Raw genomic sequence first — 11,770 nt, forward strand, 5'->3', positions numbered from 1 at the left:
AAAGACAAAGATAAAGACAAGGATAAGAAGGACGATAAAAACAAAGACAAAAAAGACGGCGATAATAAGGATAAGAACGACGACAAAGGCGATAAAGACAAGGATAAAAAAGACGGGGATAAAGACAAAAAAGATCCAAATAAAGGAGATAAACCTAAAGATGGTCAACCTAAGCCTACACCTGGGGGAATTTCAAAAGAGCGTTTACAAAATCTTTTGGATGCAGTAAATAACGAAGAAAAGAAAATTCAAGGCAAAGTAAACGCTAATAAAGTAAAAGGTAAACCAGTAGATACAGATAAAGACTGGTAAAGTTAAAGCAACAACAAAACAAACAAATAGTCACAGTAATATAAAATGAAACATTTTTTAGTCTTCATACTTTTAAGTTGTCAAGCAATTATAGCTCAGGTTCAGTTTGAAGCCAGAGTGAGTAAAACTACGCTAGGACTAAACGAACGCATGCGTATTGATTTCTTTATGAATATTGATGGGGATAATTTCAATCAACCTTCTTTTGAGGGTTTTCATATTGTTGCTGGTCCTAGCCAATCTGTAAGTCAATCATGGATTAATGGGCGAAGCACTTTTGAAAAATTCTATTCTTATTTTTTAGTTCCTACACAAAAAGGTGTCATAACTATCAAGTCGGCTACAATTGAATATGAAGGGAAAATATATAAAACAACACCAATAAAAATCAATGTAACTGATGCTGTTCAACAACCTAGAGATCCTAATGACAACAACGCACCCGTTTCAGCAGATAATAACCTGTATTTAGTTGCTGAAATTTCAAAAACTAATCCTTATATCAACGAACCGATTACGGTGGTTTATAAACTGTATTTTAGTTACAACATTGGAATTACTAATTTCAAAGAACTTAGCAAGCCTAAATACAACAACTTTTGGTCTCAAAACATTGATGTCAAGCAATTAACAGTCGAAGAAGGTATGTTCAAAGGGGAACGTTATCGATATGCAGTATTGCGAAAAACCGTTTTGTATCCTCAAAAATCAGGAAAACTTGAGATAGAACCTTTGAGCTTAGATATTGATGTGCAGTTGCCATCAAATCGTAGGGATATGTTTGGCCGTCAGCTGATTATAGAAGATAGTAAAAATGTTTCAGCGGGTAGTAAAACAATTAACGTTAAAGCACTTCCTGAAGCAGGAAAACCAGCTGATTTTACAGGAGCAGTAGGTCGTTTTGATTTTAAAGTAACACCAAGTAAAACAAGTTTAAAAAACGGTGAAAGTTTAGATTTGGTTATTAGCGCTACTGGAAAAGGAAATTTAAAACTCTTCACTTTACCAAAACCTGTTGTGCCAAATGCTTTAGAAATGTATGATGCCGTTCATACTGAAAAAGTAGACACGCCGTTATCAGGTATGACAGGAAAAATCGCGGATAGTTACACCATTGTACCACAATACAAAGGCAATTACCCTATCAAACCATTGCAGTTTAGTTATTTTGATTTGGAGTCCAATAGCTATAAAACCATCAGTTCACCTGAGATTATGATTACTGTTCTCGAAGGGCCTACTGATACTAGAACGGCTAATAATAATGCGTCAAAAAATACGGTCATTGTTCCTGAACAATTCAAGTATATAAAATCTAAAACAAGTTTGGTTTCAACAGTACCAGACGATTTCTTGGGATCTAATTTATTTTACGGATTGTTGTTTTTACCTTTCTTATTGGTTCCAATAATCATCTTGGCTAAAAAGAAAAAAGAAGCCATTGATAGTGACGTTTTTGGAAACCGTATCAAAGCGAACAACAGACTAGCAAAGAAATATTTGTCGGAAGCTAAAAAACAAATTGCGAACAAAGAACCATTTTATGTGGCACTTGAGAAAGCGATGCACAATTTCCTGAAAGCTAAATTGCATATCGAAACCTCTGAAATGAGTAAAGAAAATATTCAAGAAATTTTGTTGTCCAAAAATGCAAAACCAGAAACCGTAACTGATTTCATTAACCTTACGGAAAACTGTGAATTTGCACGTTACGCACCAGCATCAAGCACGGCTATTCAAGACGATTTTAATAAGGCAGTGTTGATCATTGCTGATTTAGAAAAGCAAATTTCTTAATGATTTAACCACAAAGGGCACAAAGGTGGCACTAAGAGCACAAAGGTTTTGGAAACAGGATAGCTTTAGAAATTAAATATTGTAATCGGTAGTATGTCATTCCAATGAATGAGGAATCACATAATCTGAGTTACTAGTGTGATTCCTCCTACGTCTGGAATGCCAAAAAGGGGAAACGAGAATATAAAAAGAAAACATACTTATTAAATATTATACCCAACGGGTTATGAAAAACATTTTTTATATCATAGTATTACTAATCACTCAAATTTTCTTTGCACAAGGGAACTTTGAGCAAGCTAATAGCCTGTATCAAAATGGAAAGTATAAAGAAGCTGTTGTTGCGTACGAGAGTATATTGCAATCAAAACAACATTCGGCGGAGGTGTATTTTAATTTAGGAAATTGTTATTATAAACTCAACAAAGTTGCTCCAGCTATTTACAATTATGAGAAAGCATTGGTCTTACATCCAGATGATGCTGATGTGATCAACAATCTGAAATTTGCTCAAAAACGAACGATTGACGAAATCAAAGTCGTTCCTAAAGTTGGTTTTGCTAAATTGCTTCGAGACTTTACGGGCATTTATCCTTATAATACTTGGGCATGGATTGCAATTAGTTTTTCTGCTTTATTTTTGTTGGCTTTTGTGGGGTATTATTTTTCTGCTTTCACACAAACCAAAAGATTATTTTTCTTTGGAATGTTTCTCTTTTTAGTGTTTTTACTGATTAGTGTTGCAGCAGCTTTGTTTGAAAAAAGTCATTGGGATAATGAAAAACCAGCGGTTGTATTTGCTGAAATAACAGAAGTACATGGCGAACCTCAGAAAGCTAGTAATGCCGTTGTAGTTTTACACGAAGGAACAAAAGTATTTGTTATGGAAACCGTTGCTAATTGGAAAAAAATTCAATTGACAGATGGTACTGAAGGATGGATTGATTCACAGGCGATTAAAGAAGTGAAATAAGTGTTTGTTTAAAACAATTTTCAAATTCCTTTTACAATTTTTCCTTATTCTCACGGATTGCTTGATAATAAGCAGCGCGACTCAACGGTTCGTATTCTTCGGTTTCGCCTAGCATAACTAATTTATCATTGTCATTTTTTCTAAAGCTATAATGTGCTAGATTTCCTGTTCGTGTACATACGGCGTGAACTTTGGTTACATACTCGGCAGTTGCCATTAAAGCAGGCATTGGTCCGAAAGGGTTTCCTTTAAAATCCATATCCAATCCTGCTACAATCACTCGAATTCCTTGGTTAGCTAAATCATTGCAAACCGTTACAATTTCGTCATCAAAAAACTGTGCTTCATCAATTCCAATGACATCACAACCTTGTGCCAAAATAGCAATATTAGCAGCAGCTGGAACAGGAGTTGATCGAAATTCATTGGCATCATGTGAAACCACCATGTGTTCATGATAACGGGTGTCAATCGCAGGTTTGAAAATCTCTACTTTTTGTTTAGCAAACTGTGCTCTCTTGAGTCTACGGATTAATTCTTCTGTTTTACCTGAAAACATAGAACCACTAATTACTTCAATCCACCCAAATTGTTCTTTATGATTTACTGTATTTTCGAGAAACATTTTATATTTTTATTACTTAAAAAATGAATAGTTTTTATTACTTTGTACCTTGATAAAAGTACCTAATATTTTATACTTTTGTAGCATCTCAAAAATAGAAAAATTTTATCAATTAAAGGGGTTTCGCTTCATTAAAACCAAATCATTTTAGAGATTAAACAACTCACAACATTCGCCATATATTATAATTCTATCGTTATGAAAAAAAGATTGGAAGCAGATTTAATCAGCATTGCACACAGAATACTTCAATTAAAGAATAAATCCGATGTCAACCAATTGTTTTTGGAAACCCAAAAATTATATGAAAAACTAGCTGTTTTACGATTTGTAGAAGAACAATATGGTGAAACAAAACCCACTATTGGTCAAGCCGCTATTATTGATGATGTAGCAACATTTTATGATAACGAAGACAAACTGACTCCCGAAGTTGCTACGGTTTTTGAAGAAAATGTGATTGTTGAAGAACCAATACAGGAAGAAGTTGCTATTACCGAAGAAATTAGTATTGCTCCAGAGGAAATAGTAGAGGAAATTCAAGCCATAGAAGAATCCATCATAGAAGTTATTCCAGAAGAAGAAATCGAAGAAGTTATTGTAGCCGAAGAGGAAGAAGAACAAGAAGAGATTGTTGCTGAAGTTCCAGTCGTAGCAGAAATTGTCGAGGAAGAAAAACCAAAAATTGTAACTCCTCCCGCTTTTAAACCTGCTTTTGAGTTGCAGAAAGAAGATGGTAATGAGGGATCAAAAGCGGATGAAATTGCAATAGAAACATCCAAAAAAACAGAAGCCATTCAGATTTCTTTTGAAGATTTATTAGGATCGGATTATTATGAACCACAGTTTGTAAAAGTGGAGGATGTTCCTGCTATTCCTAAAGAACCAGTTTTTGAAGCAGTCAATACTATTAGTGCTATTGAGGCTATAAATACAGGAAAACCAGTGGAGAGCGCAACTCCAAAACCCGTTTCTTTAAATGATAAATTTTCTAAAGGTATTGACATTGATTTGAACGATCAAATCGCTTTTGTAAAGCACCTTTTTGGGAACAGCCGTGAAGATTATAATCGTGTTATGAGTCAACTCAATACCTTTAATAATTTTTATGAAACCAAAGCCTTTATTGAGGAAATGGTAAAACCAGATTACAATGACTGGAAAGGAAAAGATGATTATGAAGAACGATTTATGGATATTATCGAGAAGAAATTTTTGTAAATTAATTTCACTTCCAAAAAATAAATTACCCACAAGTTCATTATACTAATGAATGCTATCTAACTCTTTTAAAATCTGCCAAATCTGCGTAAAAAACAGCGTACGATGATTTGGCAGATTTTCTCAGATAATAATTTAGATTTTAATCTAAATTAAAGTTAGTACCGCTTTATCAAAGTACCATCACTTTCTTGAAAACTGTGGTTAATGACTATTTAAAAACCAATGTTACACTGACTATGTCTAAACTTTATATCGTTCCTACGCCCATTGGCAATCTTGAAGACATGACTTTTAGAGCCATCAGAATTCTAAAAGAAGCTGATTTGATTCTGGCGGAAGATACTCGTACCAGCGGAAAACTCTTAAAGCATTTTGAAATAGGCACGCACATGCACAGCCATCACATGCATAATGAGCACAAAACCGTCGAAAATTTGATATCACGTTTAAAAGCAGGGGAGACTATTGCCTTAATCTCGGATGCGGGAACTCCAGCCATATCAGATCCTGGATTTTTATTGACTCGTGCTTGTGTTGAAAATGGTGTCAATGTAGAATGTTTGCCCGGTGCCACCGCTTTTGTTCCAGCCTTAGTCAATAGTGGTTTGCCTAATGATAAATTTGTTTTCGAAGGTTTTTTACCTGAAAAAAAAGGAAGACAAACTCGTTATTTAGAACTTGCCGAAGAAACCAGAACCATGATACTGTACGTTTCACCACATAAATTGGTTAAAACCTTAGCTGAATTTATCACTTATTTTGGCGAAGAACGCCCTATTTGTGTTTCGAGAGAATTGTCTAAACTACACGAAGAAAATGTAAGAGGAACGACTCGCGAAGTTTTGACGCATTTTGAAAAAACAGCACCAAGAGGCGAAATTGTTGTTGTTGTAGGCGGAAAACCAATAACCAAAGAACCTAAAAAAAGTAAATTCCAAAAAGAAGAATAAATGACAACAACAATGACATTAGCAGCTTTCAGATCTAAATTAAAAGAAACGCCAACAGAAATTATTTTTGCAGAAACTATTGAAGTAATAGAAGCGAATTATGATTTTACTCCTACTGCTTTCAAAAATGGAGATACGCATAATGCGGCAGGAACTAATTCAGGATCTTGTAAATTATTTGCTTTCGCTCAAATGCAACAACTAACGAAAGAAGAAACATTGGCTTGTTTTGGAAGTTATTACTTTGAAGAGGTTTTAGGTAATCCAGAAGCAGACAACCACCAAAACATTCGTAACTTCATGAAATACGGATGGGACGGTATTTTGTTTGAAGGAATTGCTTTGAATTTTAAAGAATAACTGATTTTATAGATTTTCAGTGCCATCTCATTTCTACTAAAAATATACAAAACCAATGCGTTGGACTATTAAACCAAAACCTTCGGAAGATAAAATCAAACAATTGGCGAAAGCCTTAAATGTGGAAGATTTTGTGGCTACTTTATTAGTACAACGTGGTATTGAAACTTTTGCAGAAGCCAAAGCTTTTTTTCGTCCGTCGCTAGAACATTTACATGATCCGTACTTAATGAAAGATATGGATAAAGCGGTGGAACGTATAGAAAAAGCCATCTTAAATCAAGAAAACATCATGGTTTTTGGCGATTATGATGTGGATGGTACAACGGCTGTTTCGTTAGTTTCGTCTTATTTAAAATCACATTACCCAAATATTGCGACCTATATTCCAGACCGTTATTTAGAAGGTTATGGCGTTTCATTCATAGGGATTGATTATGCTGAAGACAATGATATATCCTTAATTATTGCTTTAGATTGTGGTATCAAATCGATTGAACATGTGGCTTACGCCAAAGAAAAAAATATCGATTTTATTATTTGCGATCACCACCGTCCAGGTGATACCTTGCCAGAAGCAGTTGCAATTCTCGACCCAAAACGAAACGATTGCAGTTATCCTTATGATGAATTGTGTGGTTGTGGTGTCGGGTTCAAATTAATCCAAGCTTTAGGTCAAAACAGAGACGAAACGATAGAGGATTTGATTCCGTATTTGGATTTGGTTGCTACCGCTATTGCAGCTGATATTGTCCCAATGACAGGAGAAAATCGTGTTTTGGCTTATTTTGGATTAAAAGTTATCAATGACAATCCACGTCCGGGGATCAAAGCTTTGGTACACCAAGTAAAAAAACAAACATTGACGATTACTGATGTTGTCTTCATTGTAGCTCCGCGAATTAATGCTGCAGGACGGATCAAACACGGGAATCATGCGGTTGAATTACTAACTGAATTTAACTTTGAGCAAGCCCAACAATTTGCTTCGGAAATTGAGCAATACAACGCTGATCGAAAAGGATTAGACCAACAAATTACCAAAGAAGCCTTAAACCAAATTATAGAAAAAAATGAAGAAGAACGTTTTTCAACTGTAGTTTTTCAAGAAGATTGGCATAAAGGAGTTATTGGAATTGTAGCTTCACGATTGATTGAAAATTACTATCGTCCTACATTGGTTTTTACCAAAAGTGGTGATAAATATGCGGCTTCGGCTCGTTCCGTAAAAGGATTTGATGTCTATAATGCACTCGAAGCTTGCTCGGAACATTTAGAGCAATTTGGAGGACATATGTATGCCGCAGGAATGACTTTGAAAGCGGAGAATTACAATCAATTTAAAGATGCTTTTGAAAAGAAAGTTCAAGAAACGATCCTTCCAGAACAACGCATTCCAGAAATCGAAATTGACGCTGAAATTAACTTTGATCAAATTACTCCTAAATTGATTCGGATTTTAAACCAGTTTGAACCTTATGGTCCACAAAATATGACACCTGTATTTTTGACTAAAAACATCAAAGACACTGGTTATGCCAAAGCTATGGGGCAATATGACGAACACATTAGGCTTTTTGTTAAACAAAACAATAGCGAAGGATTAGCCGTTATAGGCTTTGGTTTAGGAAACAAAATGGCTTTGGTAACCGACAAAAAACCATTTGAAGCTGCTTATTGTATTGATGAAAACGAATGGAATGGAAAAATAACAACACAATTACGATTAAAAGATATTAGAGCATGAGTTATGACAAAATAAAAAAAGACCCTTACGAAGCCCTACGTTACCGAGAATTCAATACCTTTTTATTAGTCCGTTTTGCAATGGTATTTGCTTGGTCGATGCAATTTATCGTTATCGAATGGCAGGTGTACAGCATTACTAAAGATCCACTTTCCTTAGGGTTAATTGGATTAATGGAAGTTATTCCTGCGGTTGCCTTAGCCTTGTTTGCTGGACATATTGTAGATCAAAAAGAAAAAAAAGGAATGCTCTTAAAGTGTATTTTAGCTTTTTCAGTTGTTAGTTTTGGATTGTTTTTATTGACTTGGCCAGCTGTAATTGCAGATTTTAAAACCCAAACCGTTCTGTACGGAATTTATTTCATGGTCTTCTTAGGCGGATTGGTTCGTGCCTTTTTAGGTCCTACTATTTTCTCTCTTTTGTCATTAATTGTGCCTAAAAAAGTATACCCAAATGCTGCTACTTGGAGCAGTTCCGTTTGGCAAATTGGTTCTGTTGTAGGGCCTGCTGTTGCTGGTTTTTCGATTCATTTAATTGGGGTACATTGGTCGATGTGTTCCGTTTTTATTTGTTCGATTATTGCTTTATTGGGTTTAACACAAATAGAGAAAAAACCTATTTTGAACCCTAAAATCGGCGAACCAGTTATGCAAAGTTTGTCTGAAGGAATCAAATTTGTATTTAATAACAAAACCGTATTGGGAGCGATTACCTTGGATATGGTTGCCGTACTTTTTGGAGGAGCAGTTGCTTTATTACCCGTTTTTGCACAAGATATTCTTAAAGTAGGGCCTGAGGGATTTGGTTTCTTAAGAGCCGCTCCAGCCGTAGGGGCATTCTTGACTATGTTGATTACGGCTTATGTTCCTTTGAATACCAATGCTGGAATTAAATTATTAGCCGCTATTTTTGGTTTTGGCGTTTCTATAATAGTATTTGGATTATCGTCGGTTTTTTGGATTTCTCTAGTCGCCTTATTTTTAAGCGGTGTTTTCGATGGTATTTCTGTAGTCATTCGTCAAACGATTTTATTCTTAAAAACGCCTGATCATATGCGGGGTCGTGTATCTGCGGTGAATTCTATGTTTGTGGGTTCGTCAAACGAATTAGGTGCTTTTGAAAGCGGTTTAACAGCGCGATTAATGGGAACAGTTACCGCCGTAGTTTTTGGAGGGAGTATGACACTTTTGGTCGTGATTTTAACAGGAACGCTATCTCCAACGTTTAGAAACTTAGATCTTAATAAAGATATCGATACCGAAGAATAATTTTTAGAAGTATTCTTTGTTGCTTTTCTATGAAGCAAAGAAAAGTTTTTATGAGTTAGAGCTCTTTTTGATTAAAAAAAGCAAGAGATACAATTATATACACAATGTCAATCTGAGATTGTTGAAGACCTCTTATGAAATCTATTTCGACAAACTTGAATATAATAATAATCGTAGCGTTTATCAACCAATAACAATTACATCCAAAGGGGATTTTAATTCAGAAAAAACAAATCACTTGCAATTCCATCTGTCAAAAATTTTCCTTTTTTAGTAGGTTTTAATAAGTCATTTTCAATAAAGACTAAATCGTCATCAAGGTATTTTTGTGTTTGTTGCATAAGGTAATCTAAATAGCAGTCTCCAAATTCAGAGACTATACGGTTCAAATCAACGCCCCAAATTGTACGCAAACCCGTCATGATATATTCATTATAGCGATCGGTCAAACTAAGGATTTCAACTTCATTTGGCAATTGATTTTCTTGAATGGATTTAAGATATAAACGGTTATTAGCGATGTTCCAACTTCTTGATATTCCATCATAACTATGTGCTGAAGGACCAATCCCAATGTATTTTTTGCCTAGCCAATACGAAGAATTATTTTTTGAAAAATAGTTTTCTTTTCCAAAATTGGACAATTCATACTGTGTAAAACCATGCGCTTCGAGTGTTTCCACCAAAATCATGAAATGAGCCGAAGCGACTTCATCATTTGGTTCGCTTATTTTGCCTGTTTGTATCAATTTCTTCAAAGCTGTTTTGGGTTCTACGGTCAAGGCATAACTCGAAATATGGGGAATTCCAAAAGACAAAGCCGTTTCAATATTCTGTTTCCATTTTTCATTGCTCATTCCGGGAATACCATAAATTAAATCAAGGGAAATATTTTCGAAATATTGCGTAGCTTCTTCTAAGCATCTTTTGGCTTCAGCCGAATTATGTGCCCGATTCATCATTTGCAAATCCTCTTCAAAAAAAGATTGAATGCCTATAGATAATCTGTTTATTTTGCTTTTGGCTAGTTCCAAAATCCGTTCGCTGGACAAATCATCAGGATTTGCTTCTAGAGTTATTTCAGGATTATCAATAACGGTATAGTTTTCATAAACAGTAGCAATCAAGAAATTTATCTCATCAGTATTCAATACAGACGGTGTTCCTCCACCAAAATAGATAGTCTCAATATTTTCATTAGCAGATTCACTTTTGCGCAAGCGAATTTCATTGGCCAAAGCCAAAACCATTTGGTCTGCCTTTTTTATTGAAGTCGAAAAATGAAAATCGCAGTAATGACAAGCCTGCTTGCAAAAAGGGATATGGATGTAAATACCACTCATAATATAGTGTTCAGGTTTTTAGTATTCAGCAATAGAACGGATCACTATTTTTTAACTCGACTCTCGTTGTTCTTCACAAAAGCATCCCATCCCGAATAGCTTTTTTCTCCAATTACTTTACCCGAATTAAAAAAATGACAAACGGCTGCTGCTAATCCATCAGTTGAATCGAGGTTTTTAGGGAGCTCTTTGAGTCCTAGAAGTTGCTGAAGCATTTTGGCTACTTGTTCTTTGCTGGCGTTTCCGTTTCCGGTAATCGCCATTTTAATTTTTTTAGGTTCGTATTCCGTAATTGGAATTCCTCTTGATAGTCCCGCCGCCATGGCTACGCCTTGAGCTCTGCCTAATTTCAACATGGATTGCACGTTTTTACCAAAGAAAGGGGCTTCAATAGCAATTTCATCCGGATGATGCGTTTCAATTAGCTCAATGGTGCGTTCAAAAATGATTTTTAATTTTTGATAATGATTATCATATTTAGACAATTGTAACTCATTCAATTGTAAAAAACTCATTTTTTTATTGACGACTTTGATCAACCCAAAACCCATAATGGTAGTTCCTGGGTCAATTCCTAATATGATGCGTTCGTTTGGCATTGTCTAATTTAAATTCTGCGGATTGCTGTTTTACAAATTTAAGTTTTTTGCGGTAGCTTGTTTGGTTAAAGTTGGTTTTATGTTTAGGAAATTTGATTTGTATAAGGTTTTTTAAAACACAGAGATTTTGAATTGAAAATAAATTCTAAACAAAAAAGGCTACCCGATATAGGTAGCCTTTTTATTATTTCAAGAAAAAATATTAATATCCTCCTCTGTTTCCTCCGCCACGGTTTTCACCACCACGGTTTCCACCACCACCATAACTTCCGCTACGGTTGTTGTTGAAACTTCTTCTTTCGCCTTCTGGTTTTGGCTCAGATTTGTTAACTACAATTGTACGTCCTTGAACAGTAGCTCCGTTCAATTCATCAATTGCTTTTTGAGCGTCTTCATCACTTGGCATTTCAACAAAACCAAATCCTTTGCTTCTTCCTGTAAATTTATCTGTGATAATTTTAACTGAATCTACTGCTCCGTAAGCCTCGAAAGACTCTCTTAAATCTGCTTCCTCAATACTGAATGGAAGGCTTCCAACAAAAATATTCATATGTGCTTATTTATAATAATTG

Annotated in this window: 11 protein-coding genes and 1 pseudogene; 8 read left to right on the top strand and 4 right to left on the bottom strand. The window is 35.1% G+C overall.

Annotated elements, in window-relative coordinates; all coding sequences use genetic code 11:
- The 3 genes and pseudogenes from WBQ70_RS14520 to WBQ70_RS14530 all read left to right on the top strand — a co-directional run.
- A pseudogene (locus WBQ70_RS14520) lies at positions 1–312 on the top strand (tetratricopeptide repeat protein); the annotation flags it as partial.
- 45 nt (positions 313–357) lie between these two features.
- Complete coding sequence (locus WBQ70_RS14525) at positions 358–2,109, top strand: BatD family protein (RefSeq protein ID WP_423915442.1); 1,752 nt, start codon at positions 358–360, stop codon at positions 2,107–2,109.
- A 226-nt stretch (positions 2,110–2,335) separates the two neighbouring features.
- On the top strand, positions 2,336–3,082 hold the full coding sequence (locus WBQ70_RS14530; RefSeq protein WP_423915444.1) for a tetratricopeptide repeat protein: 747 nt from the start codon (positions 2,336–2,338) through the stop codon (positions 3,080–3,082).
- Positions 3,083–3,113: 31 nt separating this feature from the next.
- Here WBQ70_RS14530 and WBQ70_RS14535 read toward each other — a convergent pair whose 3' ends face one another.
- Positions 3,114–3,707, bottom strand: coding sequence for a thymidine kinase (locus WBQ70_RS14535; RefSeq protein WP_423915446.1), 594 nt, complete (start codon positions 3,705–3,707; stop codon positions 3,114–3,116).
- A 198-nt stretch (positions 3,708–3,905) separates the two neighbouring features.
- Here WBQ70_RS14535 and WBQ70_RS14540 point away from each other — a divergent pair, with 198 nt between their 5' ends.
- The 5 genes from WBQ70_RS14540 (at position 3,906) to WBQ70_RS14560 (ending at position 9,256) form a co-directional block, all read left to right on the top strand.
- Positions 3,906–4,928 (top strand): hypothetical protein, encoded by a 1,023-nt coding sequence (locus WBQ70_RS14540; protein WP_423915447.1) that lies wholly within the window; start codon positions 3,906–3,908, stop codon positions 4,926–4,928.
- Positions 4,929–5,167: 239 nt separating this feature from the next.
- Positions 5,168–5,881 carry a 16S rRNA (cytidine(1402)-2'-O)-methyltransferase gene (gene rsmI / locus WBQ70_RS14545; RefSeq protein WP_423915449.1) on the top strand — a complete coding sequence of 238 codons (714 nt, stop codon included), beginning with the start codon at positions 5,168–5,170 and terminating at the stop codon, positions 5,879–5,881.
- 12 nt (positions 5,882–5,893) lie between these two features.
- On the top strand, positions 5,894–6,241 hold the full coding sequence (locus tag WBQ70_RS14550) for a HopJ type III effector protein (RefSeq protein WP_423915460.1): 348 nt from the start codon (positions 5,894–5,896) through the stop codon (positions 6,239–6,241).
- A gap of 55 nt (positions 6,242–6,296) precedes the next feature.
- Positions 6,297–7,988 (top strand): single-stranded-DNA-specific exonuclease RecJ, encoded by a 1,692-nt coding sequence (gene recJ, locus WBQ70_RS14555; RefSeq protein WP_423915451.1) that lies wholly within the window; start codon positions 6,297–6,299, stop codon positions 7,986–7,988.
- Positions 7,985–9,256: an MFS transporter gene (locus WBQ70_RS14560; RefSeq protein ID WP_423915453.1), complete on the top strand. Its 1,272-nt coding sequence runs from the start codon at positions 7,985–7,987 to the stop codon at positions 9,254–9,256. Before recJ ends, WBQ70_RS14560 begins: the two co-directional genes overlap by 4 nt.
- Positions 9,257–9,471: 215 nt before the next feature.
- Here WBQ70_RS14560 and hemW read toward each other — a convergent pair whose 3' ends face one another.
- The 3 genes from hemW to WBQ70_RS14575 all read right to left on the bottom strand — a co-directional run bounded on the left by hemW (position 9,472) and on the right by WBQ70_RS14575 (position 11,748).
- Entirely contained in the window at positions 9,472–10,599 is a 1,128-nt protein-coding gene (hemW, locus tag WBQ70_RS14565) for a radical SAM family heme chaperone HemW (RefSeq protein ID WP_423915455.1), read from the bottom strand.
- Positions 10,600–10,643: 44 nt separating this feature from the next.
- Positions 10,644–11,198, bottom strand: coding sequence for a crossover junction endodeoxyribonuclease RuvC (gene ruvC, locus WBQ70_RS14570; protein ID WP_423915457.1), 555 nt, complete (start codon positions 11,196–11,198; stop codon positions 10,644–10,646).
- 202 nt (positions 11,199–11,400) lie between these two features.
- The gene (locus WBQ70_RS14575; RefSeq protein ID WP_423915459.1) at positions 11,401–11,748 is read right to left on the bottom strand and encodes an RNA recognition motif domain-containing protein; all 348 of its coding nucleotides are present in this window, start codon (positions 11,746–11,748) and stop codon (positions 11,401–11,403) included.
- Positions 11,749–11,770: the final 22 nt, after the last annotated feature.

The sequence above is a fragment of the Flavobacterium sp. genome (assembly GCF_049590715.1).
In the GTDB taxonomy this organism is placed as follows: Bacteria; Bacteroidota; Bacteroidia; order Flavobacteriales; family Flavobacteriaceae; genus Flavobacterium.

Excerpts from the sequence above, each read along its gene's own strand:
- WBQ70_RS14525 (WP_423915442.1), top strand. The coding sequence starts at position 358 with ATGAAACATTTTTTAGTCTTCATACTTTTAAGTTGTCAAGCAATTATA.
- WBQ70_RS14530 (WP_423915444.1), top strand. The coding sequence starts at position 2,336 with ATGAAAAACATTTTTTATATCATAGTATTACTAATCACTCAAATTTTC.
- WBQ70_RS14535 (WP_423915446.1), bottom strand. The coding sequence starts at position 3,707 with ATGTTTCTCGAAAATACAGTAAATCATAAAGAACAATTTGGGTGGATT.
- WBQ70_RS14540 (WP_423915447.1), top strand. The coding sequence starts at position 3,906 with ATGAAAAAAAGATTGGAAGCAGATTTAATCAGCATTGCACACAGAATA.
- rsmI (WP_423915449.1), top strand. The coding sequence starts at position 5,168 with ATGTCTAAACTTTATATCGTTCCTACGCCCATTGGCAATCTTGAAGAC.
- WBQ70_RS14550 (WP_423915460.1), top strand. The coding sequence starts at position 5,894 with ATGACATTAGCAGCTTTCAGATCTAAATTAAAAGAAACGCCAACAGAA.
- recJ (WP_423915451.1), top strand. The coding sequence starts at position 6,297 with ATGCGTTGGACTATTAAACCAAAACCTTCGGAAGATAAAATCAAACAA.
- WBQ70_RS14560 (WP_423915453.1), top strand. The coding sequence starts at position 7,985 with ATGAGTTATGACAAAATAAAAAAAGACCCTTACGAAGCCCTACGTTAC.
- hemW (WP_423915455.1), bottom strand. The coding sequence starts at position 10,599 with ATGAGTGGTATTTACATCCATATCCCTTTTTGCAAGCAGGCTTGTCAT.
- ruvC (WP_423915457.1), bottom strand. The coding sequence starts at position 11,198 with ATGCCAAACGAACGCATCATATTAGGAATTGACCCAGGAACTACCATT.
- WBQ70_RS14575 (WP_423915459.1), bottom strand. The coding sequence starts at position 11,748 with ATGAATATTTTTGTTGGAAGCCTTCCATTCAGTATTGAGGAAGCAGAT.